This is a genomic window from Pseudomonas sp. Pseusp88 (assembly GCF_047303955.1).
GTDB lineage: Bacteria > Pseudomonadota > Gammaproteobacteria > Pseudomonadales > Pseudomonadaceae > Aquipseudomonas.
The window spans coordinates 260,803-287,648 of sequence record NZ_JBGLYM010000005.1; the positions used below are offsets into that span (position 1 = coordinate 260,803).

Sequence of the window (26,846 nt, forward strand, 5' to 3'; positions counted from 1 at the left end):
CGTTTTTGCGTATTGAGCTCTGGCGTGGACAGGCCTAGTCTGTGGTGATCGGCCGAGGACAAAAACAATGAAAACCCTACCGCCCGTTCACCGCATCGCGCTGTTATTCAATGGCAGCAAGATTTACGACCGTGGAATCATTACCGGCATCGGCAACTACCTGAGCAGCACTCGCGCGTCGTGGGACCTGTTTCTGGAGGAGGATTTTCTCTGCCGTCTCCGAGGTATCGAGCGCTGGCACGGCGACGGCATCATTGCCGACTTCGACGACCCGTTGATCGGCGAGGCGCTGGCCGGGAGCAAATTGCCAGTAGTGGCGGTGGGTGGCTCCTATGAGGACACGCGCGCCTACCCTGATGGTATTCCTTACGTAGCCACTGACAATTACGCGCTGATGAAACTGGCGTATGAGCATCTTATCGAGGCCGGCCTGACCCGCTTTGCCTGTTTCAGCCTGCCGCCGGCCCAGGCCAATCGTTGGGCCCAGGAGCGGGAAAGCGCCTTTCGCCGACTGATGCAACGCGACGGCCTGCATGTCGAGATCTATCGCGGCCTGGGCACCAGTGCACCGCTCTGGGACAGTGCTGTCGAGCAGCAAATCGCCTGGCTGCACAGCCTGCCCAAACCCGTTGGTATCATCGCGGTCACCGATGCCCGCGCCCGACAGTTGCTGCAAGCCTGCCTCACCGCCGGCATCGCCGTGCCGGAGCAAGTGGCGCTGATCGGTATCGACAACGACCCGCTGACCCGTACCCTCACGCGAGTCCCCCTGAGTTCGGTGATCCAGGGAACCGAGACCATGGGCCGTACCGCTGCAGCGCTGCTGCATCAGATGCTGCACGGTAAACCCTGCACCGGCACGCAGATCCTGGTGCCACCGGAAGCGATCAATGTGCAGGCGTCGAGCTTGCATCAACCCTTGGGTAACCCGTACGTAATGCAGGCGCTGCTGTTTATCCGCCAATACGCCTGCCAGGGCATCAAGACCGCCCAGGTTGCGGCCTACGTCGGCGTGTCGCGCTCCTCGCTGGAGTCGCATTTTCGCAAGGAGCGTGGCCGCAGCGTGCACGACGAGATTCTGCGTTTCAAGCTGGCGGCAGCGGCCAATGGGCTGGAGCATAGCGATTCGGCGATTGCCGACATCGCCCAGAAGTGTGGTTTCAAATCGGCGCAGTACCTGCACACGGTGTTTCGGCGTGAGTTTGGCTGTACGCCGCGTGAGTATCAGCAAGTCCCTGAAAACTTTGCCGGCTACAGCCATACGTCGTTGGACTTGCATCGGACACACCTCTGAGGATTTTTATGGCGGCAATGGACGTTCCCAGGAATGCGCCACGTGCGAGACTGAGTGATTGCGGGGCAAGCACGCCGGGTATTGCAGGTGTTTAAAAAGACGCTGGTCTCTTTATTGTTTTCAGTAGGTCCTGCGGCAAGCGTATTCAGGGTTGTTTAGTGTATTCGTCGGATATTAGTTGCCGGATTGAAACAGTCTTGTTCCTGTCGGGGAACTTAATGGTATTCACGGTACCTTGAAATCAACCTGTGAACGGCGCGTTGGGCCAGTTTAAATAGGGGAGGTAAACAGTGGTTCAACTGCTTATTACGCGATAGGGGCGGTTTTTTAATCTGACCGGCCTGTATTGTTAGTGAGTCTGCTGTTTTTTTGCAGGTGATTCGGACTTTTGTGGGTTGGTTCTGTTGATGTTCGGGTTTTTCCAGGTCTATTCAGTTTTGCCCGTTGTGTTATTCGCAGGGGGAACTAAAGTCTTATTTTTTACCGTCAATAATCATTTTATAGTTCGCCATGGGGGCGGTTGCCGAAAGGCAAGAACGGCCGCTGACCCGTGGGCGAAGGAGTTTGGATGGCTGACGATGACATGCTGCAAACCCTGACCAGCGTGCTTGGGTGCCTGTCGGGTGCGGTTGTGGCGCTGGATCGCGCTGCCCGGGTCGTCACTGGCAATCCGGCGTTCGCGCAAGTACAGGTAAAAAACGGTGTGTGTTCCGACGTTGGAACTGATTTTCTCCTCCTTCTGCACACGGAGGACCATTGGCTGTTTCACGCCGCGCTGGAGAAGGCCGCCGGGCAGTCTCGCGGGTTCTTTGAGGCCGGCGCCAGGGGGGGCGGCAGGTTGAGCGTGTCGCTGACGTTGTGGCGCGAAGAGTATTTTATTGTTGAAGTCATTCCTCGCCTGGAGCAGTCGCCTAGTCATTCGAGTTTGGAAAGCTTCTCTGAGATACCCCTCAAGTCTCTTTTCGATTCCGCCGGTACAGGTTTGGCGTTAGTGGCATTGGACGGTCACTGGTTGCGGGCCAATGGCGTCATTTGCCAGATGCTTGGCTACAGCGAAGCGCATTTGCGAACCACCACTTTTATGGCGCTCACTCACCCCAACGACCGGGAAGTTGGCAAGTTGTTGATTGATGAGCTGAAGCGCGGTGAAAGACATGGCGCTACGTTGCATAAGCGCTACATTCGGTGTGACGGCCAAGTGGTCTGGGTGCGGTTGACCGTGGGGTTGGTTCGCGACGATCGCGGAGAGCCATCCTGTTTTATATCTCAATTGGAAGACATCACAGAAAATTGGCAGCTTCGTGAAACGCTGATGGGCAGCGAGCTCAAATTTCTCACACTGGCAGAAAACTCCCCCGACATTATTGTCCGTTATGACCGCAATCTGAATCGCATTTACGTTAATCCGACATTTTTGCTGTTGACCGGCATCTCCTATGAAGAAGCGATAGGGGGGAGCCCCGAAGAGGGGGCTGGCGACTACCTAAATCAACTGCGTCATGTGGTAGAGACGGGTGAGACGGCTCAATTTTTAAACACGTGGGCTATTACCAACAGTGGTGAGTATGTAAGTTGCGCAGTCAGCCTGATGGCTGAACGCAATAACTCAGGTGAAGTCGTCGGGGTGTTGGCGATGGCCCACGATATTACCGAGCTGCGTAAGCAGCAGGTTCTCGAAGATGCACGCTTGCGTATATTCGAAAACATGGCCACGGGAGCCTCTTTGGATGAAACGCTGGCGTTGCTGGTGAGCTACCTTCAACTGGCATTGCCTCATCGTGGCTGTAGCGTTGTACTTGCCGAACCGCAAAGCCGTACACCGTCGCCATGTGTGCCGTCTCCGGCGACGCCTGCAGCGGGCCTTGAGGCCGTCTGGTCCGAACCGATCGTGGACAATCAGGGACGAGTGCTCGGTGCTTTCCAGTTATCTCTGCTACCCGGTCGCCAGCCAGCGCAGAGCGATATTCAGCGAGTGCAGCAGACGTGTCATATTGCTGCTATCGCCATTGGGCGCTGGCGATCTGAATCGTTGCTCAGGGAGCGCGAGCGTCGTTACCGGGACATTTTCGACCATACCCTGGACATGCTTTGCCTGTTAGAGGTTACGCAGGCCGGCCGCCTGCGTTGTGTCGACGTGAATCCTGCGTTACTGCGAGCGCTGGGCGCCGCCCACGTGGACGTTATCGGCGAAGCGATAGAACGTATATTCGATCAATCCAGCGCGCAAAAAATTCAGGCGCTCTGCGAGCAATGCATGGCTGCCGGAAGGGTGGTGGAATCAGAGGAAGATGTGGTGCTTCGCAATGAAGTGCGTAACCTGCATCTAACCCTGATACCGGTGGCGGATCCGAGAGGCGAGGGCCCACGGATATTGGTCATCAGCCGTGACATTACCCTGTCGACCAGGGCTCGACAGAAAGAACTGGCACTGCAGCACGACATCAATACATTGGTAGAAAATAGTCCTGACGCAGTTATTCGGTTGAGTGCTCATGGCGAGGTGCTGTACCTCAACGCCCAACTTAAAAAGTGGGTGGGCGCGACTTGGCCCGAGTTGATGGGAGTGGCCATCGATCACTTGGCTCCCATCAATGCTCAAGCCCAACTTTTTCGGGAGTTGGTTGCCCAGGTGATTCATCAAAATAAAGCGACCGAGCAAGAGTTCCTGCTGTCGGGTTTGAAAACCGCGCCCAAGGTGGTGTTGATCCACTTTGTTCCGGAGGTCGATGGTCAGCGAGTCGTCAGTGTGCTTGCCGTGGGGCGAGATATTTCCAAGTTGCGTGCTGCCGAAAGACGCCTGGCCAATTCCAACGCACAATTGCGTGATCTGTCGACACGTCGGGAAACGGCACGGGAAGAGGAACGCAAACTCATCGCCAGGGAAATTCATGACGAGCTGGGCCAGCACCTGACGGCGTTGCGCATGGGTATATCGTTATTGAAGTTTCAGTTTGGAGTCGCCACGCCTGAACTCACCCCTCAGGTTGAGCGGTTGATGGCCTTGACCGATAAGACAATCCAGGTGGTACGCAACGTATCGACCAGTCTGCGGCCATCTGCACTGAATCTGGGGCTGGTTTCCGGGCTGGAATGGTTGACCGCCGAATTCGTCACCTTGACCCGGGTTCCCTGTGTGCTGCACCTGCCTTCAATTCCCCTGACGCTCCCCGATACTCACATTACTGCGGCATTTCGCGTGGTGCAGGAGTCCCTGACCAACATTGCCCGCTACGCTGAAGCGTCACAGGTCAGAGTAACCTTGAGCCCTCAGGAAACCCATTGGCTGTTGGAGGTTCAGGATAATGGCAAGGGGTTTGACCCTGAAGCTGTCGGCCGCCAGACCCTGGGGTTGGCAGGGATGCGTGAGCGAGGCCTGATGTTGGGCGGCAAAGTGATCATTTTCAGCCACCCCGGACAGGGAACCACGGTTCAAGCGTTCATACCTATGCACGAGGATACGTATTCATGATTCGCATGCTGATTGCCGATGACCACACCATCATGCGTGAAGGACTCAAGCAGCTATTCGCCCTGGTCGCCGACGTGCAGGTAGTGGCCGAAGCCGAGAGCGGAACACAACTGATCGAACTCTTGCGTGAGGTCGAGATAGGCCTGCTGCTGTTGGATATGAATATGCCCGGCATCAGCGGTGAAGTCTTGATTGCCCGACTGCATACCCAATACCCGAATCTGCCGATTCTGGTATTAAGCATGCATAACGAAATCCACATTGCACAACGTGCGCTACGTGCCGGTGCACTGGGCTATCTCACCAAGGACAGTGACCCGGAAACCTTGTTGGCTGCCATTCGTCGAGTGTTCAGCGGTAAGCGTTACCTGGACGCCGGGCTGGCAGAACAGATTGCCCTGCAAAGCAGTGGCTTGAAGCAACAGACCTATGTCGAAAGCCTTTCTGATCGCGAATTCCAGATTTTGCGTTTGCTGGCCCATGGCATGAGCGTCAATCAGATCGCTGAGCAATTGATCATCAGCAACAAAACGGTCAGTACCCACAAGACCCGGCTGATGGAAAAGATGGGTTTTTGCTCCACGGCGGACATAGTCCGCTTTGCCATGACACTGGGTATTTCGTGATCAACACACTAGCGTAGGAATTTTCCTACCTGGTCTCCCTGAATTCCTACCCAAGAATAGGAATGCTCCGATGGTGGCAATGACATCATCTTGCCATCATCTCGGTTAAGCACTCGAACCGTCGGTCAACCGGCGAAAAGATGCTTTTACCGGGAGACGGATTTTGAGAGAGATAACATCACCCCCTTCGGCTGCGTTGACGCTGTTCCCGGTTGCCTCTGCAGGCCTGCTCGGGGGCCTTGCGGTTGCCTATGGCAATAGTTTCAGTGCCTGGGCGGTGGGGGCGGCGTTGTTTGTTATGTGTATCAGCCTGGGGCTCTGGGCTAACAAGCGTTACCAGGCCCGGTGGCACAGTCTGCAAGACCCGCTCGCTCCATCGACTGTAGTGTCGGCGGCGCTGGCCGTTGATAGCGGCCTGGCGGACGTTTGCCTCAACGTGTTACCGATCTGGTCCAGACAAATAGAAGCTGCCCGCCTGATCAGCGAAACGTCGATTCTTAAGTTGAGCGAACGTTTCGGAACGCTCGCCTCCAACATCAGCCACAGTGTGTCTGGCAGCAGTGGCCAGGATGCTTCGCGACAATTGGTCGACTTGCTGGAAGTGGGTCAGCATGATCTCAATTCCATCGTCCTGGCCTTGCGTACCGCTCTCTGTAATAAAGAGAGCGAACTCAAAGAAGTGATGCAACTTTCCGGGTTCACCGAGCAACTTCAGCAGATGGCCAAGTTTGTCGGCGACATCGCCACTCAGACCAACTTGCTGGCCCTCAATGCCGCTATTGAAGCCGCGCGGGCGGGTGAGGCGGGACGAGGTTTTGCGGTGGTCGCCGATGAGGTTCGCAAGTTGTCGAGCCTGTCCGGTGAGACCGGAAGAAAGATCAGCGAAACAGTCATAACCATCAATGCCGCGATTGCCCGCACCGTCCAGATATCCCGCCATCAGGCTGAGCAAGACACCTTGACCCTTGCCGATTCGGAGCGGGTGATTTCTCAAGTCATCGAACAGTTTCGCGGTAACGCCCAGACCATCGTTCATAACAGTCAAAACTTGCAACAGCAGAGCGCAGCCGTTGCCCACGAGATCGCACAAGTGCTGGTCGCGTTGCAGTTTCAGGACCGGGTCAGCCAGATGTTGACGTTGATTACCCGTGACCAGAGCAAGTTGCAACAACAATTGACCGAGCGCCACGAGTTGAGTCGCGGTGGGGATGTCCTCTCGCCGATGGCCAGCGACCGTTGGCTGCAAGAGCTTTCAACCACCTACACCATGCCGGAACAGCATGCCATTCATAGTGGCACACCTCACGCCAAGGCGGATGCCAGCGAAATCACCTTTTTCTAGAGGAGCTTTTTCCAATGAGCAAAACCATTTTGGTCGTCGACGACTCGGCCTCCATCCGGCAGGTGGTGAGCATTACGCTCAAAGAGGCGGGTTATGACGTGATCGAAGGCTGTGATGGCAGAGATGCGCTGAGAAAACTGGACGGCCGCAAAGTTCACCTGATTGTCACGGATGTGAACATGCCGAACATGGATGGCTTCAGTTTCGTCAGAGCCGCCAAGTTGCTGCCGGGCTACAAGTTCACGCCGGTCATCATGCTGACCACCGAAACCACTGACGCAATGAAGCAACAAGGACAGGCCTGCGGTGCCAAGGCCTGGATGGTCAAACCCTTTCAACCGGCACAAATGCTCAACGCGGTCTCCAAGTTAGTCTTGCCATAGTGATGGCCGGCGGTTGCTGGCCAGGAGGTTTTCCATGAGAAGCACTGTCCCGATGCTGCGTCGAATCCAGGTCATGGAAGGCCCCCTGACGATCTATACGGCCACCGAACAAAAAGAAGTGCTGTTGTCGTTATTCCCCCTGGCGCATGAGGTCGAGTTGGACTTGTCCTGCGTCGATGAGTTGGACAGCGCGGGGTTGCAGCTGTTGATCCTGATCAAACGCGAGTCCCTTAAAGAGGGGACGCATTTGTTGTTGAGTAATCCCAGTGCGACGGTAATCGAAACCTTTCGACTCAGCGGCCTGGACGGTTACTTCGCTGATACCCCCTTGGTTCACCTGGCTGGAGCATGACCGCATGGCACAGCCAATGAATATGGATGACGTACTGCAGACCTTTATTGCCGAAAGCCGCGAGCTTTTGCTGCAGATGGAAGACGCGCTGCTGCAGATAGAACAGTCACCGCAGGACCTCGACACCATTAATGCCCTGTTCCGTATTGCTCATACGATCAAGGGCTCGGCGGGGTTGTTTGGCTTGATGCCAATCGTTGATTTCACGCATGTGGCCGAGAGTGTTCTGGATCGGGTACGCAGCCTGGAAGTGCGCGTCGACGAGGCTCTGAGCGCTTTGTTTCTCGAGGCGCGTGACTACATCAACCAGTTGATCGACCTGCTGGCCGTAGATGGCAACCTTGATCGATTGGATGAAGCGGTTCGGGCCCAGGGGCAGGGGCTGAGTGACCGGCTCGCGTTGTATATGGAGAGCGCAGAATCGACAGATGCGCCGACTCGCGAGGTTACGCGGTCGTCGCCGCAGGTTGCCGATGGCGAGCGTCTGAATCCTGGTCACTGGCATTTGTCTCTGCGCTTTGGCCCTGATGTGTTGCGTAACGGCATGGACCCTCTGGCTTTCCTGCGTTACTTGAGCACGTTAGGGCGTTTGTTGCACACCGTCACGCTCTTTGAATCGTTGCCTTCGTTGGCTGCAATGGATCCGGAAACCAATTACCTGGGGTTTGAGCTTGCGCTGGCCAGTGACGCTTCCCGTGAGGTCATCGACGGTGCCTTTGACTTTGTTCGCGATGACGCCCTTGTACTGATCCTCGCACCCCAGGCCACGATTGAGGCTTGTCGGACGCACATTGACGCTCTGGCGCAAGACCGTACCGATTTGCTCGAACTGTTCGTTCGGTTCGGCACATTGACTGAGTCTCAGGCCGCGCTCATCAGTCAGGACAGCGTGCAAGCACCAGCCGATCCTGCAGCCGAGCCCGAAGTACTGGCGGGTTCGATTGCCCCCTTGATCAAGGCCGGCAAGGCGGGCGCCAGCAACGAAGGCAATCTGATTCGGGTCGATGCTGGCAAGCTGGATCAACTGATCAATCTGGTCGGTGAGCTGATCATCGCCGGTGCCGGTGCCAATCTGCTGGCGGTGCGCAGTGGGCTTGGCGAGATGATTGAGGCTACAGGTCTGTTGTCGCGGCTCGTCGAGGAGGTGCGCGACTCCGCACTGACCTTGCGCATGGTGCAGATTGGCGCGACCTTCACGCGCTTCCAGCGAGTGGTGCGCGATGTGTCCAAAGAGCTGGGCAAAGACATCGTGCTGCACATCGACGGCGGTGATACTGAGTTGGACAAGACCGTGGTCGAGCGTATCGGCGACCCGCTGACGCACCTGGTGCGAAACGCTATGGATCACGGTATCGAAGCGGCATCCATTCGCCTGCTCCGTGGCAAGCCTGCCCAGGGCACCGTACGCCTGAATGCCTATCACGAATCCGGCAGCATCGTTATTGAGGTGTCGGACGACGGCGGCGGTCTGGCCAAGGACAAAATCCTGGCCAAGGCCCGCGAACGCGGGCTGCTGGGGGAGGGGCAGTTCCTGGCGGAAAAAGACATTCTGAATTTGATTTTCGAACCGGGATTTTCCACCGCCGACCAGGTCAGCAACCTGTCTGGCCGTGGGGTGGGCATGGACGTGGTGAAAAGAAATATCACCGCCCTGCGCGGCAACGTGAGCCTCGAAAGCGAAGAAGGGCACGGTACAACAGTACGGATCCGCTTACCCCTGACCCTGGCAATCATCGATGGTTTTCTGATCGGGGTGGGCAAGGGTTCCTATGTGATCCCGCTGAACATGGTGGAGGAATGCATCGAGTTGTCGCCTGAGCATGGGGCCGATAGCGGCTATCTGGATCTCAGGGGGGATGTGCTGCCCATCCTGAGGCTAAGGGACATGTTTGATGTGCAGGAGCCAGGAGGCAATCGAGAAAATGTGGTTGTCGTGCAATACGCAGGTCTGCGTGCGGGCCTGGTGGTCGATCGCCTGCAGGGGGAGTTTCAAACCGTGATCAAACCATTGGGCAAAGTGTTTGGTGATGCCCATGGCTTGGGAGGGTTCACGATCCTGGGCAGTGGGGCTGTCGCCTTGATTCTGGATATCCCCAACTTGTTGGGAAATGTCGCCAGGGAAACGGCCAACCGTTCGATCCAAAGTCCTTTATTGACTCAATGAAGTGTCATCAGGAGTTTCTCGCCATGACCGTTATAAAAAGTATTACGCTGCTGGTTCTCACCGCACTGCTGGGGGTTCTCGTATTGGGAGGCTCCAGCGTCTATCTGGCCGACAAAATCAACTCGACTGCCAGTTACGCCAATGCCAATACCGTGCCCACTCTGGTGGAGGTGGATCGCGCCGCCGGGGCCTTTGCCGACCTTCGTGGCCTGCAATGGCAGCATTTGAATGACGCGGAGAAAACCGCCATTCCCTCTTACTCAGGGGCCATTGCGCAGAACTTCGCGGTTATCGGCAAAGCCCTGGATCATTACCAGGCCGACCTGGTTTCTGACGAGCACGATGCAACCCTGTTGAACCAGTTGCGCGCCAGGCTGGGCGAGTTTGCCAACGTGCAGGCGCGTTTCGACAAGTCGGTTGACGACGGTGACAAGACCAGTGCCCGCGGGCTGCTCGAGGCCAGCCAGCCGTTGCAAAACGCGATTCAAACGGCCATCTCCGAAGTGCGCCAATACAATCTTGAACTGGGTCGAAAAGGGCAGATCCTGGCCGCACGTACCGAGCAGAATGCCCGCAATATTATCTTGCTGGTTGGCGCCTTGACCTTTCTGGCCATTGTATTGATCGGTGTCTGGCTGGGGCGCAGTTTGATGCGCCAACTCGGTGCCGAGCCGCAGGTTGTTCGCGCCTTCGCTGAACGCTTGTCCGCGGGAGAACTGAGTACGCACACCGTGCTCAAACCAGGTGACACCACAAGCTTGACAGCTTCAATGCAGCAATTGGGAACGGGGTTGCAGGCGCTCGTCGCGGAGATAAACCGCATGTCCAGCGAGCACGACAAGGGTGATATCGACGCGCAGATCGATGTTGAGCGCTTCCACGGCAGTTTTCGTTCGATGGCTCAAGGTATCAACGATATGGTCAACGGTCATATCGCGGTGAAGAAAAAAGCCATGACGTGTATCCGCCTGTTTGGTGAAGGGGATCTGTCGGCACCGCTTGAGCAATTCCCGGGCAAAAAAGCCTTTATCAATGAAAACATTGAACTGTTGCGCACCACCATTCTCGCGCTTATCAGCGAAATGAAACATATGTCCGCCGAGCATGAAAAAGGTGACATCGACGTCATGATTGATACCGGACGCTTCTGCGGTTCATACCGTGAAATTGGCCAGGGTATCAATGAGATGGTCAACGGCCATATCAGCGTAAAGAAAAAGGCCATGGCGTGTATCCGCGCTTTCGGCGAAGGCGATCTGTCGGCGCCTCTCGAGCAATTCCCGGGCAAAAAAGCCTTCATCAACGAAAACATCGAACAACTGCGCGCCAACATCGTGGCTCTGGTCGAAGACACGCGCCAAATCAGCGACAGTGCGATGATTGGCAAGTTGGATACCCGGCCTGACAGCTCACGGCATCAGGGTGATTTCCGGCGTATCGTCCTGGGGATCAATGGTTCTCTTGATGCGATCATCGTCCCGATTACCGAGGCCATGGAGGTCTTGTCGGCGATGTCCGGCGGTGACCTGACCCGCACCATCAGCGGCGACTACCAGGGCAAGTTTCTGGAACTCAAGACGTCGGTCAACAGCACCGTGGAAAAACTCTCGGAGATCATCGGCGAAGTGCGCGGGGCTGCGGACTCGTTGTCCAGTGCCTCGGAGGAGATTTCCGCTACGGCCCAAAGCATGAGCCAGTCGGCCTCAGAGCAGGCGGCGTCGGTTGAGCAGACCTCGGCGTCGATGGAAGAAATGTCGGCGTCCATTGCCCAGAATACCGAAAATGCCAAAGTGACTGACGGCATGGCGGGCAAAGCCAACAAGGAAGCTTCGGAAGGCGGCCGGGCCGTGAAAGATACGGTGGCGGCGATGAAGACCATCGCGGAGAAAATCGGCATCGTGGACTCCATCGCTTACCAGACCAACCTGTTGGCGCTGAACGCTGCTATCGAAGCTGCCCGGGCCGGAGAGCACGGCAAAGGCTTCGCAGTGGTAGCCGCAGAAGTACGCAAACTGGCCGAGCGCAGTCAGATTGCCGCTCAGGAAATCAGTGAAGTGGCCAAGAACAGCGTGGCGCTGGCCGAACGGGCGGGCAATCTGCTCGATGAAATCGTGCCTTCGATTGCCAAGACATCTGACCTGGTACAAGAAATTGCGGCCGCTTCAGAAGAACAATCCATCGGCTCTGAGCAGATCAACAGTGCCATGTCCCAGATGAGTCAGGTGACCCAGCAAAATGCTTCGGCTTCCGAAGAACTGGCGGCGACTGCGGAGGAAATGAGTGGCCAGGCCGAGCAGTTGCAAGAACTCATGGGCTTTTTCACCGTGCAAAGCAAGCGGTCGGGCCGACCTGTTTCGCGGCCCGTCATGACGCGTATGGCGCTTGAGCAGGATGATTGTTCGGCGCAGGGCGGGTTCGTCCGCTTCGGGAGTTGACCCATGAGTGCCTCAGCCGTGATGCCGGGCGCTTACACGCCAGTGCCGCAAGCAAATGAACCCTTGCAGTATCTGACCTTTTTGGCCGCGCACGAAATGTATGCGGTCAATACGCTGAGTGTTCGCGAAATCATCGAATACAACCAGGTGACAACGGTGCCGATGATGCCGGCATTCCTGCGCGGGGTTATCAATCTTCGCGGCTCGGTAGTGCCGGTAGTGGACCTCAAGGCGCGCTTTGGCAAGGGCGCTACGGTACTGGGTATCCGCACGTGCATCGTCATTCTGGAGGCGGTCGGCGAGGGTGAGTCTCAGGTATTGGGGATTGTGGTCGACTCGGTCAGTGAAGTGATCGAGATACTCGACAGTGATATCAAGCCCGCGCCGGCGTTCGGCAATCATATTCGCACTGACTTCATCAAGGGGATGATCAAGGTGCGGGGCGACTTCGTCACGCTGCTGCAAGTCGAGCATGTTCTATGCGTCGATGAGATGGCCAGCCTGATGAGAGCGTAACGCGCAGAACGGTGCATCCAGGCGCAACCGGAACGTCATCCCAACGAGGTGAGTCATGGCTCTAACTATTGAAAGTCCAGGCAACACCGCTGTTTCGAGCCCGAGCCAATACCTCACCTTTTTGCTTGGGAATGAGATGTTCGCCGTCGGCACCCTTAACGTGCGGGAAATCATTGAGTATGGTCCGATTACCAGCGTGCCTCTGTTGCCCCCCAGCATCCGTGGCGTCATTAACCTGCGAGGCGTCGCCGTCCCGGTGCTGGATCTGAGCATGCGTTTTCGTGGCGAACGCACGGTGCAGACCTCCAGGACATGCTTTGTAATTCTTGAGGTTCAGGTCGATTCCCTGCGCAAGCCGATGGGGATCATCGTTGACTCGGTCAGTGAGGTGCTGGAAATCGCGGACCAGAACATCGAACCTTCGTTGAGGTTCGGTACTGATGTCACGGCTGATTTTCTATTGGGTATCGGCAAGCTTGAGAGTGGTTTCGTGCTGTTGCTGGATATCGATCGGTTGTTGTCTCTGGAGCAGATCGACGCGCTGAGCACCCCCGAACACCAGGATCTTCAACTGCTCGATACTTCTTCGGGAGCGTCCCTATGAACGTGGTTCTCTCCGATGCCGAATTCTTACAGTTTCGTGATTTCATCCATCAAATCGCTGGTATCAGCCTGTCCGATGCCAAGAAACAGTTGGTGAGTGCCCGGCTGGCCAAGCGATTGCAAGTGTTCAAGCTCAACACCTACGGCGCCTACTACAAGCTACTGATGAAAGACAGCGCCGAGTTGCAGGTGGCGGTTGACATGCTGACGACCAATGAAACCTACTTTTTTCGCGAGCCCAAGCATTTTGATTTCCTGCGCGATGTCGTGTTGCCCGAACTACGTGGCAGCGGGCCTTTGCGCATATGGAGTGGCGCCTGTTCGACAGGTGAAGAGCCCTATACCCTGGCAATGATTCTGGCGGACAATCTCGTCGGTCGGCCTTGGGAGATCGTTGCATCGGACATCAGTAGTCGGGTACTGGAAAAAGCCCGTCGAGGGCGCTACCCCCTCGAAGGTACGCGCGGTATTCCTGAAGCGCTGCTCAACAAATATTGCCTCAAGGGTGTGGGTGCAAATCATGGTTGCTTCATGGTCGAACCGGCACTGGCGTCGCGAATCGATTTCCAGGCCATCAATTTGAATAATCCGCTGCCGAAGCTGGGGATGTTTGACGTGATCTTCCTGCGCAACGTGATGATCTATTTTGATTCCGACACCAAAGTACAAGTCGTCAAGCGGCTGATCAGCCATCTCAGGCCCGGCGGATATTTTCTGGTCAGTCATTCGGAGAGTCTCAACGGCATCACCGATCAACTGCGACTGGTCAAGCCTTCAATCTATCGGAGGCCGCATGCCTGAAAATCGGCCGTCCCGCGAGCTTAATCTGAATCCTGGCGAGTGGTCTTTCGGCTCCGGCGCGGTGCGTTTGCGGACGGTCCTGGGATCATGTGTTGCGTTGGTGTTCTGGCACCCGCGGCGCTTGCTGGGAGGGATGTGTCACTACTTGCTGCCCTGTCGGGTCGCGATGAACCCGCGCGCTCTGGACGGTCGTTACGGCGATGAGGCCCTCGAATTGATGCTCGGTCGTATACAGGCACTCAAGGCTCAGCCCAAGGAGTTCAGGATCAGCGTATTTGGCGGCGGAAACATGTTCCCCGGCCGTGTGCGCCCGGACGACAACTACCTGGGTCGGCGCAATGTGGAGCAAGCCAGGCACCTGCTCGAATTACATCATTTGCATTGCCACAACTTCCACGTGGAAGGCGTGGGCTATCGAACCGTGGTGTTCGACCTTGCCAATGGCAATATTGAACTCAACTACCTGGCCCTGCCGCGGCCCCCGGCCCCTTTAATGAAGAGCGTTCGACATGAGCCTTATCAAAGTGCTGATCATTGATGATTCCGCCGTGGTGCGTCAGGTACTGACGGCGACCCTGGGACAAGACCCTGCCATAGAGGTGATCGGCTCGGCAGCGGATCCGTTGTTCGCCATGGACAAAATGAACAGGCAATGGCCGGATGTAATTGTGCTGGACGTAGAGATGCCGCGGATGGACGGGATTACGTTCCTGAAGAAGCTGATGGCCGAACATCCCACACCAGTGGTCATCTGTTCCACGCTGACCGAGAAGGGCGCGGCCACCACCATGCAGGCACTGGCCGCCGGTGCGGTCAGCATTGTTACCAAGCCGCAACTCAATTTGCGCCAGTTTCTGACCGAAAGTTCCGATGAATTGATTGCCGCCGTCAAGGCTGCAGCCAGGGCCAATATGAAACGCATGGTGCCAGCCAACGACCGTGTTCCTGTGAGGTTGAATGCCGACGTCATCCTCGCGCCGGGCACGCAGGCCATGGCCCGTACTACCGAGCACATTGTCGCCATTGGTACCTCTACCGGCGGTACTCAAGCCCTGGAACGTGTGTTGACCGCCTTGCCCAGAGTATGTCCGGGAATCGTGATCGTGCAGCATATGCCTGAGCACTTCACCGCAGCTTTTGCCGAGCGTCTTAATCGACTGTGTGAGGTTGAGGTCAGGGAGGCAAAAAATGGTGATCGAGTCATGCCCGGTTGTGCACTGATTGCTCCTGGTGGCAGGCACATGTTACTCAAACGCAGCGGCGCCCAATATCAGGTCGAAATTGTCGACGGTCCTCCGGTAAGTCGACATCGCCCTTCCGTTGATGTGCTGTTTCGCTCAGTCGCCCGCAGTGCTGGCGGTAACGCGCTGGGGATCATCATGACGGGAATGGGGGATGACGGCGCCCGTGGTCTAAAGGAAATGCTTATTAGTGGTGCTCGAACCCTTGGTCAGGATGAAGAATCCTGTGTGGTCTATGGCATGCCCAAGGAGGCGTTTAAATTAGGCGCGGTGGAACGGGAACTACCCCTTGACCATATCGCCGCAGCGATTCTGCACTCGATGCAGCCAAGCCGTTGAGAGGGCCGCCAGGGAAAGATCAAATGCGTGTTTAATTATATAAATCCGTCTTTTATTTTTTTTCATGAATATTTCACACGCTATAATATTATGAGATGTCGATTGGAAGGTGTATAGGTCGCTCAATATGTATTCCTGCCAAGTACGTGGCGTCAATTAATAGTCATTCGAAAGGTCGCTCATGCCAAAGTCTTATATCAATTATGGAGGGCGTGGCGAATAGTTAAGATCAAGCAATGGTTTTTACGGCTGTACAGTTTTCGATGATGGGGTGATAAAGATCAGTCAAGCCATGGAGGCGCTATAGATAAGTCATATAATAAAAATCTGCGAGGCCTGTCATGTTGAAATGTAGTGAGCTCCACCCGTTCGGCCTCGACATTGAGGCCAGGCCCTCCTGGAGGGATCATCCCGCTTATCCAGAGTTGAATGTTCGCTGCGCCTTGGGATGTGACAGTTCGACATCACACAACAACGTTTCTACACCACCGACGTTGCCCTCCCGCGCCCCCGTCCTGATGAGAACAGCGATGAATGAGGAGCTATTGGCTGCCAGAAAAATCTGCGCGCAGGCCAAGGCTGCGGTGGTTGAGATATTCCGCAACGCGCGCCAGGGCAAAGCACTGGACCTGGATAACATCGGCGCGCTGGTCGATGAAATTGCCAGTTCGATTTCACGCCATCCCGACGCATTTATCAGCCTCGCGCGGCTGAAGAGCATCGACGATTACACCTACATGCATTCGGTCGCCGTCTGCGCATTAATGATCGCCTTGAGTAATCAACTGGGGTTGCCCGAAGCATTGACCCGCAGGGCAGGGCTCGCCGGTCTGCTGCACGATGTCGGAAAAATGGCCATTCCCGTCGCCATCCTCAATAAACCCGGTCGATTGACCGACGATGAACACCAACTGATTCGCACCCACCCCGTTGAGGGTGAAAAAAAATTGGTAGCCACATCGCAGGTGTGCGAGATGATCGTGGATGTGTGCTTGCACCATCACGAAAGGATGGATGGCCAGGGCTACCCGCATCAATTGACTGGCGAGCAGATCAGCCTGTTTTCCCGTATGGCCGCTGTTTGCGATGTTTATGACGCAATCACCTCCGAGCGCCCCTACAACGAGGGGTGGGATCCTGCCGCTGCCATCAGGCACATGTCCAAATGTGAGGGGCACTTTGACGATAGGATATTTCAGGCGTTTTTAAAGTCCGTGGGGATATACCCTGTGGGGTCCATTGTGCAACTGAAAAGTGGATGTATCGGTGTTGTTATTGAGCAACACCCTCATGCGTTGCTGACGCCTAAAGTGAAATTGTTTTTCTTGCCGGTATTGAACATCCATATAAAAACCAGAATCGTCGACCTGAGTGATCCTTTGCAAAAAGAACGGATCGCCGAGTGTGTTCCTGCCCAGCGCTATGGGTTCAAAAATACTGAGTCGCTGTGGCAGGAAGATACCGACTGTCAGAAGGTTTAGTTTCATTCTATAGCTGTCATCTCAAGGGCCTCGGGTTATTGATTCGCCGGTCATTGAGGCAAGCAGCAGATAACGTGCAGTTTTTGCCGAGCGTGTAAATACATCTGAGCACCGACGTCAGTGGCGTCGGCATTGATTGCCGTGGAGGGAATACCATGAAGTTCAAGTCTTTGCAGACGCGAATTTGCTTTACCGCAGGCTTGTGCCTGTTTATATCATCGGCCAGCCTGGTCCTTTATGGGCTTTTCTCAGCCACTGCCAACGAAAAATATGTATCTGCAGAAGTGGCGACGTTGATTGAAAACTCAACGATACGCGAAGTGCAAAACCTTGCAGAGTCCCGGGCTAACGCTATCCAGGCAAAGTTGCAAAATGCGCTGGATGCTGCGCGCACACTGGCCAATACATTCGCGGCCAGCAAAATCGCACACAGCCCACTGGCATTGGGCCGGGATCAGATGAATAGCATGTTGCTCAGCGTGCTTAAAGACAATCCCGACTTTAACGGCACTTACAGCTGCTGGGAACCGGGCGCCGTGGACGGACAGGATCAAGAGTTCCGCAAGGATGAGGGAGGCAACAACCCTTCAACCGGACGTTTCACACCTTATTGGACACGCAGTGCGGACGGCCATATTGCCGTCCAGCCCCTTGTCGAATATGACTCCCAGGCTCGCCATCCCAACGGGGTACTAAAAGGGGGCTGGTATTCGGGCCCACGCGACACGCAGACAGAAAGTGTATTGGACCCCATCCCTTATATCGTGCAAGGCAAGAATGTCTGGCTGACCACGCTTTCCGTGCCGATTCTGGCCGATGGCAAATTTTACGGTGTGGTGGGGGCCGACTTTGATATCTCCTTCATCCAGAAACTTATCGAACAGATGTCCGCCAGCCTTTACGGCGGCAAAGGCTCCGTCTCAATCCTGAGCAATCAGGGACTGGTGGTTGCTGACAGCCAGCGTGCCGATCTGATCGGCCAGCCGCTCAATGGCCTGCTGCCCGATACCTGGCAAAAGCGTCTGGCCGATATTCAGGGCGGGCGCGGTGAAAGCCGGCTCAATCAGGACAGCCAGAATATTGAAGTGTTGATGCCTATTCAGCTGGGCCGTACCGGCAAACCGTGGGCCATATTGATCCGCTTGCCCAAGGCCGTGGTGATGAGTCAGGCAATCGTACTTGAGCAAGAGATGCAGTCGCGTAGTCTCACCAACAGCATCTGGCAGATAGCGGTAGGGGTGACTATTTCTCTGCTGGCTCTGGTCGCTCTCTGGATTGCCACCGCCAAAATCGTCGGGCCGATTCGTGAAGCGGCGGCGTTGGCTGCGAACATCAGTCTGGGCGACTTTTCCCGGCGTCTGGTCCAACGATCCGAGGATGAAGTCGGACAGTTGGCGTTTGCCCTGAATGACATGTCGGAAAGCCTGCAACGCCAGGTCCGGGTCGCCGAGCGTATTTCCGAAGGCGATCTGGATCTGGAGGTCCGTCTCTCGTCGCCTCAGGACACCTTGGGCAGATCCCTGGAGAAAATGGTCAGCAACCTGAATAGCCTGATTTCGCAAGTACAGGTCAGCGCCACGCACATCACCGGAAGCTCCGCCCAAGTCACCGATCTGAGCCAGTCGTTGTCGGACGGCGCCTCCAATTCCGCCTCCTCGATTACTGAAATCAGCGCGGTGATGACACAGATGGCTGCGCAGACGTCGGACAACGCTGCCAATGCGAAAAAGGCCGATGAGCAATCTCAGGTGTCACGTGCCGATGCGGGTGAAAGTGACAAGTTGATGAGCGAGTTGATTGCTGCCATGGCTGAAATCGACAACTCAGGCAAAGACATCACCGCCATTATCACCACCATCGACAACATTGCGGCGCAAACCAATCTGTTGGCGTTGAACGCGGCCATCGAGGCTGCCAGAGCCGGGGAATTGGGCCGTGGCTTTGCGGTAGTCGCCGATGAAGTGCGCAGCCTGGCCGCGCGCAGCGCCGAGGCGGCGCAGCAAACGGCAGCCTTGATTGCCGACTCGTCGACCAAGACCCAGCGCGGCATGATCATCGCCGGGCGCACGGCTGACTCGCTGCGCAACATCGTCAATGGAACCACAACGGTCTCAAACCTGGTGTCGCTGATCTACCAGGCGTCCAGTGAGCAGGCATCCGGGCTACAGCAGGCCAGCATCGGCCTTGAGCAGATCGATGAAGTGACACAGCAAAACCAGTCCAACTCCCAGGAATGTGCGTTGGCCGCCAGAAATCTTTCGGAACGGGCGAGCGCCATGCAGCTTGAGCTCAGCCGTTTCAAAGTCAAAAGCACCCAAGGTATTTAAACCTGCTATGTGACCGTTAACGGTCGAAGGAGAATCCTATGCCTGCCCTGACTAACTATAAAATCAGCTTTACCCAGCATGGCTTTGAACAAACGCTTTATATCAGTGCAGAAGATTGCGGTGAGGCGCATAAGTGGCGCTATGTCGCGGACAGCCTTGGCATCCTCTATCGCAGTGATGACGGGAGCTGCATGCTTTCCCACGCCATAAGAAATCTTGTGGAAGCAAGGGGGGTCAGTGAAGTGAGAGTGCAGGCCCTGGTTACTCCCCTCGACCCACAGTCGCAAGCATGACCATTGGGCAATGACCGGGAAATTCATAAGCGTCGAGAGTTGCACGATTGGCTGTTCTGAAGCGAGTTCGTGACGACCTTAACTAAACATGCTCCGTCTCTTTCGATTCGGAGCATTTTTTTGAGCCTTTGCGCAGTCTGTATCAAGCCTTTGTGCGAGGAGTTGAGCTCATGGGCGGGCCATGGGCGGTGCAGCAGATAGACCTTGGATATCTGGACCACCGTTTTCCCGGCTAAAGCCGGTCCCACATATCCCTGAAGAATATGTTGCTTGAAGCAATCTTTAAGCGCCCTGAGCTTCGGTGCCGCCTGTCTCGACGATGGTCAGAGCATCCACAGGTCACCGTTGTGCACCCTATAGTCGGCCAGGACCACTTTTAGCCGACCATACTTCTTCCATGCGCGATACGCTTTTGCCCCCGGCCGATGGGGACACCTCCAACAGGCGGTCGGCCTAGGTACACCCACGGTTCAAAGCTCACTGCAGACGAGGACGACGCAGTGACCATTACCCCCCCTCTGTTTAACTTGAAACATTTATTAATCATTTGATTGATTAGCATAACTAATAAGGCATGTGAGCGAAGTGGCAGTAATGGTTTGCGCAAGACACTGATATCTTGAAGGTCCGGGCTGTTGACCGCCGTCGGGCCAGCACCGACAAGGCTGTTGCAGCTATTTCGCGCTCATCGCGACTTTGACAAAAAGTCTTCGCGTGACCGAATTTATTCCCCGTCCGACCAGTCGCAATCATTAGAGCGGGTAGTGCGTGTCGATGTAATAAGAATGCGTCTCATCCTCTTTGGGGTTGGGCCACTGCGTGCATTCCGCTTCTTATATTTATATCAAGATGCAGGGAAACATCATGACCGATCCCAAGAGTTCGTCAGGCAACCTGATTGCCAAGACATCCAGCGTGCAGACTTCCCGACGCAATTTCCTCAAGTTCGGTGCCTCTGGCGCGGCAGCGGTGACCCTGTCGGGGGCCTTGCCGGCACTGGCGGCGCAAGCCTTGACCCCAACCATTGACGACAGCGAAACCCTGAAAGCCGGTGAGCGGCGCATTCGCCTGACGGTCAACGGCGTGCCGCAGGTGCTCAATGTGCCGACCAACGCGATTTTGCTGGATGTCCTGCGTGATCGCCTGCAACTGACCGGCACCAAGAAGGGCTGCGATCACGGCCAGTGCGGCGCCTGCACGCTGTTGGTCAATGGCGTGGCGATCAACTCCTGTCTGTCGATTGCGGTGCAGCACGACGAAGACGAGATCACCACCATTGAGGGCCTGTCCCGGGACGGCAAGCTGCATCCGGTTCAAGAGGCCTTTTGGGATCACGATGCCTATCAGTGTGGTTACTGCACGTCGGGGCAGATCATGAGTGCCGTGGCGATCCTGCAGGACCCCCATCTGGGCCGCGACGACGCCAGTGTGCGTGAGGCCATGAGCGGCAACATCTGCCGCTGTGGCGCCTACAAGAACATTCTCGCTGCCGTTCAGTCGGCACGGAGCAAGATGGAGGGCGTCAGCTGATGCGTACTTTCGACTATATGCGCGCTGACTCTTCGGCCCAGGCCTTCGCCGCGGCATCCAGCCAGGGCACCCAGGTGTTTCTGGCCGGAGGCACGACCTTGCTCGATCTGGTCAAGCTCGATGTCATGCAAGTGGAGCAGGTGGTAGATATCAACCGTCTGCCGCTCAAGCAGATCGAGGTCTTGCCCGACGGCCGTCTGCGCGTCGGCGCCTTAGTGAGCAATACCCGGTTGGCCAGCGATCCCTTGGTGCTGCAGCGCTATCCGGTGCTGGCCCAGGCCATTCTGGCCGGTGCCTCGACCCAGTTACGCAACAAAGCCACCACGGCCGGCAATCTGATGCAGCGGGTGCGCTGCAACTACTTTCGTGACGGTATCTCCGCCTGTAACAAGCGTCAGCCCGGCTCCGGCTGCGCTGCCATCGGCGGTTTGAGTCGCAGCGTGCATGCGGTGTTGGGCACCAGCGAACACTGTATTGCCACCCATCCTTCGGACATGTGCGTGGCCATGGCGGCGATTGGTGCGCAGGTGACTGTGCAGGGTGCCAAAGGCTCGCGGGACATTGCCTTCGCCGACTTCCACTTGCTGCCAGGTGATTCGCCCTGGCGCGAGCATGCGTTGCAGCCCCATGAGCTGGTCACCCACATCACTCTGGATGCGCCCCTGGCGGACAGCCGCTCGGCGTATTTGAAGCTGCGCGACCGCACCTCCTACCAATTCGCCCTGGCGTCGAGTGCGGTGATCGTGCGGCTGGAAGGCGGCAAGATCGTTGAAGCGCGGTTGGCCATGGGCGGCGTCGCTACCAAGCCCTGGCGTGCCGTCGAAGCCGAGCATGTGCTACTCGGCCAGAAGCCATCGCTGGACCTGTTCCAGCGCGCAGGCGAAGTAGCGCTGCGGGGTGCTGTAACTACCGAGCACAACGCCTTCAAAGTGCCGCTGGGGCAGCAGGCCATTGTGCGCAACCTGCGTGATCTGACTCTGGAGGCTTCGACATGAGCGAGCCCGTGATTGGTGTTGCCCACCGGCGTATCGACGGCGGGCTGAAAGTGACTGGCGCCGCTAAGTACGCTGCCGATCATCCGATGAAAAACCTGCTGTATGCCTATGGCGTCTACAGCACCGTTGCCAGCGGGCGCATCGTCAGCATCGACGATCGGGCCGCGCAACGGATGCCTGGCGTGGTAAAAATTCTCCATCACGGCAATATGCCTGTGCTGCACCGCACCCCTGATGGCCCGATCAACTTCTTCAAAGACATCCTTGTCGCCAGCCGGACCGATGAGCATCGGCTGCCGTTTGAAGATTCCGAAGTGCATTACCCGGGGCAATTCGTCGCCCTGGTCCTGGCCGACAGCTTCGAGCAGGCCAGGGCGGCGGCCCATGCGGTCAAGGTCGAATATGCGGCGACGGCGCCCGTGCGCTCCCTCGAAGAAGGGCTGCGGCTGCATGGTGCGCGGGATGGCGGGCGTGGTCATGTGCGCGGCGAGCCCGATGGCGCTCACGAGGCGGCGGCGCGGCTGGACGTGACCTACACAACGCCGGTAGAAGTGCATAACCCCATGGAAATGCACAGCACAACGGCCTGGTGGGAAGACGGTCGGTTGTTTGTCTATGAAAGCAGCCAGGGCGTGCTTAACCATCGCAATCTGCTGGCCAACGTCTTCGACCTGCCGCCGGATCGCGTCGAAGTGCGTGCGCCGTTCATTGGCTCAGGGTTCGGCAGTAAATTGTGGCCCTGGCCACACTCCATCGCTGCCTGCGCCGCCGCAAAAATCACTCAGCGCCCGGTGCAACTGGTACTGCCACGGGCGCAGATGTTTACCACGGTTGGCCATCGACCCGAGACCATCCAGCGCGTGCGCATGGCCACCGATGCGACGGGTAAGCTGGTTTCGATTCGCCATGATTCGTTTAACAGTACTTCCACGGTGGATCCATACACCGAGTCCTGCGGCGTGGTGACGAAAAACCTGTATTCCTGCGCCAATGTCCGTGTGTCCCACAAATACAGTCAGGTCAATCGCGGTACACCGACTTCCATGCGTGCTCCGGGTGCGGCACCGGGATTGTTTGCCCTGGAGTCGGCCATCGACGAAATGGCAGAAAAGATGGGCATGGATCCGTTGGCATTCCGCCAACTCAACTTGTCTACCACCGATGAAAGCGTGAAGCTGCCCTGGTCGAGCAATCACCTGCCTGAGGCTCTGGAGCAGGCTGCCCAACGTTTTGGCTGGCAGCAACGCAACCCGAAGATTGGCTCCATGCGCGATGGCGACGAAATCATCGGCTATGGCATCGGCGCCTGTAACTGGGATGCCTATCAAGTGCCGACCGAAGCCCGGGTGACCCTGCGCTCCGATGGCTCGGCCTTGGTCCAGTGCGGTCTGCAGGACATCGGCACCGGCACCTACACCATCGTCGCCCAGACCGTCAGCCAGTTGACCGGCCTGCTCATCGACCGGGTCGAGGTGCAACTGGGCAGCTCAGCCTTTCCGCCAGGGCCGGTGTCCGGCGGTTCCTGGGCGACGGCCAGCGTCATGCCCGCCGTCGCCGGGGCCACCCGGCAAGCGCTGGATCGACTGCGCCAGTACGCAGTGGCCAAGAACGGTCCGTTTGCCGATGCTGATCGCTCAGCGCTGCAAGTCGGGGAGGGCGCGCTGCAACTCAATGGACGCCGGGCGAGCTTTGCCGACATCCTGCAGGCGCAAAAGCTGGCCCGTGCCGAGGGCAAATTTCTCAGCGGCCCGGCCAGCGGCGCCAAGCATTCGTTTCGCTCCTTTGGCGTGCACTTTGTCGAGGTGCGCTGGGATCCGGGCATCTCGCGCCTGCGCGTGGCGCGGGTAGTCAGTGCCATCGATGTCGGCAAGGTGGTCAATCCTCTGGCCGGACGCAATCAGGTGGAAGGAGCGATTGTCATGGGCCTGGGCATGGCGCTGTTCGAGGCTGGCGAGTTTGATCCGCGCGACGGCATGCCTGCCAATAACAACTACGCAGAATACGTGGTGCCAGTCCATGCCGACATGCCGGAGGTCGAGGTGATTCTGCTGGACTACCCGGACTACCACTTCAACGAGTTCGGCGCCCGGGGCATGGGCGAAATCGGCGTGACCGGCTTGGCAGCGGCGGTGGCCAATGCGGTGTACCACGCCACCGGCAAGCGCATCCGCAGCCTGCCGATCACCAAAGAGAAGCTGATGAGGGTCTGAACCAACGCCGCCTCTTGTCAAAAGGAGGCGGGACTATCGAGCCAACTGATGGAAATTACAGCTTTTTTTCCCTCTGAAGGTTGACAGGGCCAGCGAAGACGTACAGAATTGCGTCCATTCCCGAGTCAGGGAATAGAAAAAACCTTTAGATTTCAAAGAGTTGGAAGATAGCTAAAAGGATTTTCCAGTTCAGAGTTGTACGCGTTGAGTGTTGTGTTTTGACACTGAACGTTTGGGGCCGAGTAGCAAAATGGTTATGCCGCGGATTGCAAATCCGCTTACGCCGGTTCGATTCCGACCTCGGCCTCCACCTCTAAGAACCCCGCAGATTAACGTCTGCGGGGTTTTTTATTGGATACAGGAAAGCCGAAAGTGTTCCGCATATCGCCAAATGCGTTCCGCATACCGCGATTGTCGCGTGGTGTGCGCCGACACCCTCCGACATGGGCCTGCCCGACGAGGCCGACGCGTGGCTTGAAGCGCTGATGGGGAGTTATATTCATGACGGCATGCGCGTTGCCGCCGACGCCACCAGCCTCTTCAACCTAAAAACCGCCCACGACGGCGATAAAGCCTTACGCCATCGCTTCGAACGCAATTACGCGATTGTCATCTGTCGCGCACAGAACAGGCAGCCGCTGGATGGTCGCATCGCCCATGGCATTGGTCACGACAGCGCTCGCCCGCGAGAGCAGATTCAGCTTGAACACTCCCACAAGCAGGCCGAGGCACTGGTGCATGCGCAGGGCATTCCCGCGAATCCGAGGTCGGCCCGCGCCATGTTGCTGGCAACGCTCAACATCCGGCGGGATTGTTGCAGGGGGGGAACCATGGCTGAGGTCGCGTTGATTCGCACGCCGCAAGGTCTGGTACCGGCCACCGAGGCAGACCGCGAGCAGTGCCAGAAATGGAAGTTGGGCCAGGTGATTCACGGCAAATTCGCCCGGATGCGGAACCCGCGTTTTCACGGCAATTCTTCGCCATGCTCGATCTGGCCTGGGATTACTGGGAGCCGGTCGGCGGGCTGGTACCGCGTCAGGAACTGCGTGGCATCCGTGGGCTGGCGCGGTACTTCGAGGCGCAGAGCGGCAAGCCGGGGCAACTGTCCCAGGCGGTGGCGGCGTACATCGAAGGCTTGGAACAGGCCCGGGCCGCGAGGCGTTTCGGGAGTGGGTGACTATTGAGGCCGGGCATTTTCACCTGGTGCAAACGCCCGAGGGGATACGCAAGGAAGCCAAATCTATCAGTTGGGCGCACATGGACGAATCGGCGTTCGAGCCGCTTTATCGCGACGTTTTCAACGCTTGCTGGAGATTGGTGCTGTCGGCGCACTTCGACACCGAGCAGGACGCGCTGAACGCGGCTGAGCAGATGGGGGGCTTTGCGTAATGGTCAGGCAATCCCGATTGACCAGGGCCGCCAGGGGCAGGGAGTGTCAGGTGCGTATTCCAGGCATCTGCAACGGCAACCCGGAGACCACCGTGCTCGCCCATTACCGAATGGCCGGCACCTGCGGTACCGGATTTAAACCCAATGATTTCCAGGGCGCATGGGCGTGCAGCGCCTGCCATGACGAGATCGATCGGCGCACCTGCAGAATCGATATTGACCTGGCCCGGTATTTCCACGCCGAGGCAGTTATGCGGACACAGGCCATTTTGATCCGTGAAGGGCAGGGCGCTGCATGAGCAGGCTGGACGATAAAAATTTTGAATGCGGGAGGGGCGTTTGATGACCTATCGAAACGTGGTGGCGGCAGTGGTTCGTGCCCTGGCTGCCGAGACAATCAACAGCGCGGGCGGATGTGATTTTCAGCCCAGAGTGCAATGCACCAGCCAGCCTGGAGTGGGTGGCAAACAGGTGGCTTTCCTGGCCGACTGCTGGGTGTTCGGGCGGCTGCATAAGGGGCTCGCCCCGGCGCACCGGCGGGCATTGGTGGCGAAATATTCAACGCATACCGAGCGCAAGCACGCAGCCATTGCCGAGCTGGCCAAGCAGGTACGCTCACCGGCGCCGGAGCGCTTCCGGCATTGCGCGGTAGTGACTTGGGCGTTGCCTAAATTGGCTGGTGCCGAGGGCAAGCGTTCTACTTAAGTGCTGCCTGCCGGCTGGTATCACATGGACAACTGGAGCGACGAGCCGCACCCGGTGAAAACCCAAGAGCGGTGGCGGCGGGATATTCGCAAGGATCTGGAGCGCGGCGTCAATGAGGCGTTGACCGAGGCGCAGGATATGCTTGAGGCGGAAGGGCTTCTGGTTTCGGAAGTGGCTTGACGGGTGGTGAGCCAGTGAGCCAGAATTCTATCCATCCTGTCATTTCTGCGCTTATTGAGATTTATGTTTAAAGCCCAGCACTCAAGGCTGGGTTTTGCTTTTTGTCTTAGGCATCAAATAATACGGCTTATTTAAATGTAGAGTTTCTTTGTTTTTTGATCAGTTTAACCT

21 protein-coding genes, 1 tRNA gene and 3 pseudogenes are annotated in these 26,846 nt (G+C 57.0%); 24 read left to right on the forward strand and 1 reads right to left on the reverse strand.

Annotation, left to right across the window (positions count from 1 at the left end):
• Nucleotides 1-67 precede the first annotated feature (67 nt).
• The 21 genes and pseudogenes from ACCD02_RS09445 (at nt 68) to ACCD02_RS09545 (ending at nt 24,711) form a co-directional block, all read left to right on the forward strand.
• Complete coding sequence (locus tag ACCD02_RS09445; RefSeq protein WP_413300664.1) at nt 68-1,294, forward strand: XylR family transcriptional regulator; 1,227 nt, start codon at nt 68-70, stop codon at nt 1,292-1,294.
• A gap of 568 nt (nt 1,295-1,862) precedes the next feature.
• Nucleotides 1,863-4,763: a PAS domain S-box protein gene (locus tag ACCD02_RS09450; protein WP_413300666.1), complete on the forward strand. Its 2,901-nt coding sequence runs from the start codon at nt 1,863-1,865 to the stop codon at nt 4,761-4,763.
• Nucleotides 4,760-5,389 carry a response regulator gene (locus tag ACCD02_RS09455; RefSeq protein WP_413300668.1) on the forward strand — a complete coding sequence of 210 codons (630 nt, stop codon included), beginning with the start codon at nt 4,760-4,762 and terminating at the stop codon, nt 5,387-5,389. The genes ACCD02_RS09450 and ACCD02_RS09455 overlap by 4 nt, the downstream gene beginning before the upstream one ends.
• A 298-nt stretch (nt 5,390-5,687) precedes the next feature.
• Nucleotides 5,688-6,731: a methyl-accepting chemotaxis protein gene (locus tag ACCD02_RS09460; protein ID WP_413300848.1), complete on the forward strand. Its 1,044-nt coding sequence runs from the start codon at nt 5,688-5,690 to the stop codon at nt 6,729-6,731.
• 14 nt (nt 6,732-6,745) lie between these two features.
• Nucleotides 6,746-7,114, forward strand: a complete 369-nt coding sequence (locus ACCD02_RS09465) for a response regulator (RefSeq protein WP_413300670.1) — start codon at nt 6,746-6,748, stop codon at nt 7,112-7,114.
• A 34-nt stretch (nt 7,115-7,148) separates the two neighbouring features.
• The gene (locus ACCD02_RS09470; RefSeq protein WP_413300672.1) at nt 7,149-7,466 is read left to right on the forward strand and encodes a lipid asymmetry maintenance protein MlaB; all 318 of its coding nucleotides are present in this window, start codon (nt 7,149-7,151) and stop codon (nt 7,464-7,466) included.
• Nucleotides 7,467-7,470: 4 nt separating this feature from the next.
• Entirely contained in the window at nt 7,471-9,630 is a 2,160-nt protein-coding gene (locus ACCD02_RS09475) for a chemotaxis protein CheA (protein WP_413300674.1), read from the forward strand.
• Nucleotides 9,631-9,653: 23 nt separating this feature from the next.
• A pseudogene (locus ACCD02_RS09480) lies at nt 9,654-10,151 on the forward strand (MCP four helix bundle domain-containing protein); the annotation flags it as partial.
• A gap of 375 nt (nt 10,152-10,526) precedes the next feature.
• Nucleotides 10,527-12,065, forward strand: coding sequence for a methyl-accepting chemotaxis protein (locus ACCD02_RS09485; RefSeq protein ID WP_413300850.1), 1,539 nt, complete (start codon nt 10,527-10,529; stop codon nt 12,063-12,065).
• Nucleotides 12,066-12,068: 3 nt separating this feature from the next.
• Nucleotides 12,069-12,581, forward strand: a complete 513-nt coding sequence (locus ACCD02_RS09490; protein WP_413300676.1) for a chemotaxis protein CheW — start codon at nt 12,069-12,071, stop codon at nt 12,579-12,581.
• Between the two features lie 55 nt (nt 12,582-12,636).
• A complete protein-coding gene (locus ACCD02_RS09495) occupies nt 12,637-13,185 on the forward strand; it encodes a chemotaxis protein CheW (protein ID WP_413300678.1) in 549 nt (182 codons plus the stop codon).
• Nucleotides 13,182-13,985 carry a CheR family methyltransferase gene (locus tag ACCD02_RS09500; protein WP_413300680.1) on the forward strand — a complete coding sequence of 268 codons (804 nt, stop codon included), beginning with the start codon at nt 13,182-13,184 and terminating at the stop codon, nt 13,983-13,985. Before ACCD02_RS09495 ends, ACCD02_RS09500 begins: the two co-directional genes overlap by 4 nt.
• Nucleotides 13,978-14,523, forward strand: a complete 546-nt coding sequence (locus ACCD02_RS09505) for a chemotaxis protein CheD (protein ID WP_413300682.1) — start codon at nt 13,978-13,980, stop codon at nt 14,521-14,523. The genes ACCD02_RS09500 and ACCD02_RS09505 overlap by 8 nt, the downstream gene beginning before the upstream one ends.
• Nucleotides 14,495-15,565 carry a protein-glutamate methylesterase/protein-glutamine glutaminase gene (locus ACCD02_RS09510; protein WP_413300684.1) on the forward strand — a complete coding sequence of 357 codons (1,071 nt, stop codon included), beginning with the start codon at nt 14,495-14,497 and terminating at the stop codon, nt 15,563-15,565. Before ACCD02_RS09505 ends, ACCD02_RS09510 begins: the two co-directional genes overlap by 29 nt.
• Nucleotides 15,566-16,095: 530 nt before the next feature.
• Nucleotides 16,096-17,046 (forward strand): HD-GYP domain-containing protein, encoded by a 951-nt coding sequence (locus tag ACCD02_RS09515; RefSeq protein WP_413300686.1) that lies wholly within the window; start codon nt 16,096-16,098, stop codon nt 17,044-17,046.
• Nucleotides 17,047-17,201: 155 nt separating this feature from the next.
• Complete coding sequence (locus ACCD02_RS09520; RefSeq protein ID WP_413300688.1) at nt 17,202-19,373, forward strand: methyl-accepting chemotaxis protein; 2,172 nt, start codon at nt 17,202-17,204, stop codon at nt 19,371-19,373.
• Nucleotides 19,374-19,411: 38 nt separating this feature from the next.
• A complete protein-coding gene (locus tag ACCD02_RS09525) occupies nt 19,412-19,666 on the forward strand; it encodes a hypothetical protein (protein WP_413300690.1) in 255 nt (84 codons plus the stop codon).
• Between the two features lie 864 nt (nt 19,667-20,530).
• Nucleotides 20,531-21,196 carry a (2Fe-2S)-binding protein gene (locus ACCD02_RS09530; RefSeq protein ID WP_413300692.1) on the forward strand — a complete coding sequence of 222 codons (666 nt, stop codon included), beginning with the start codon at nt 20,531-20,533 and terminating at the stop codon, nt 21,194-21,196.
• The gene (locus ACCD02_RS09535; protein ID WP_413300693.1) at nt 21,196-22,191 is read left to right on the forward strand and encodes an FAD binding domain-containing protein; all 996 of its coding nucleotides are present in this window, start codon (nt 21,196-21,198) and stop codon (nt 22,189-22,191) included. The genes ACCD02_RS09530 and ACCD02_RS09535 overlap by 1 nt, the downstream gene beginning before the upstream one ends.
• Complete coding sequence (locus ACCD02_RS09540) at nt 22,188-24,401, forward strand: xanthine dehydrogenase family protein molybdopterin-binding subunit (RefSeq protein WP_413300695.1); 2,214 nt, start codon at nt 22,188-22,190, stop codon at nt 24,399-24,401. Before ACCD02_RS09535 ends, ACCD02_RS09540 begins: the two co-directional genes overlap by 4 nt.
• A 236-nt stretch (nt 24,402-24,637) precedes the next feature.
• A tRNA-Cys gene (locus ACCD02_RS09545) sits at nt 24,638-24,711 on the forward strand.
• 265 nt (nt 24,712-24,976) lie between these two features.
• Here the strand turns inward: ACCD02_RS09545 and ACCD02_RS09550 are convergent.
• A complete protein-coding gene (locus tag ACCD02_RS09550) occupies nt 24,977-25,369 on the reverse strand; it encodes a hypothetical protein (protein WP_413300697.1) in 393 nt (130 codons plus the stop codon).
• A 14-nt stretch (nt 25,370-25,383) separates the two neighbouring features.
• Here ACCD02_RS09550 and ACCD02_RS09555 point away from each other — a divergent pair.
• The 3 genes and pseudogenes from ACCD02_RS09555 to ACCD02_RS09565 all read left to right on the forward strand — a co-directional run bounded on the left by ACCD02_RS09555 (nt 25,384) and on the right by ACCD02_RS09565 (nt 26,675).
• Nucleotides 25,384-25,790 (forward strand): annotated as a pseudogene (locus tag ACCD02_RS09555) (DUF1367 family protein).
• On the forward strand, nt 25,790-26,089 hold the full coding sequence (locus ACCD02_RS09560; protein ID WP_413300699.1) for a DUF1364 domain-containing protein: 300 nt from the start codon (nt 25,790-25,792) through the stop codon (nt 26,087-26,089). The pseudogene ACCD02_RS09555 and the gene ACCD02_RS09560 overlap by 1 nt, the downstream one beginning before the upstream one ends.
• 43 nt (nt 26,090-26,132) lie before the next feature.
• Nucleotides 26,133-26,675: pseudogene (locus ACCD02_RS09565) on the forward strand (hypothetical protein).
• Nucleotides 26,676-26,846: the final 171 nt, after the last annotated feature.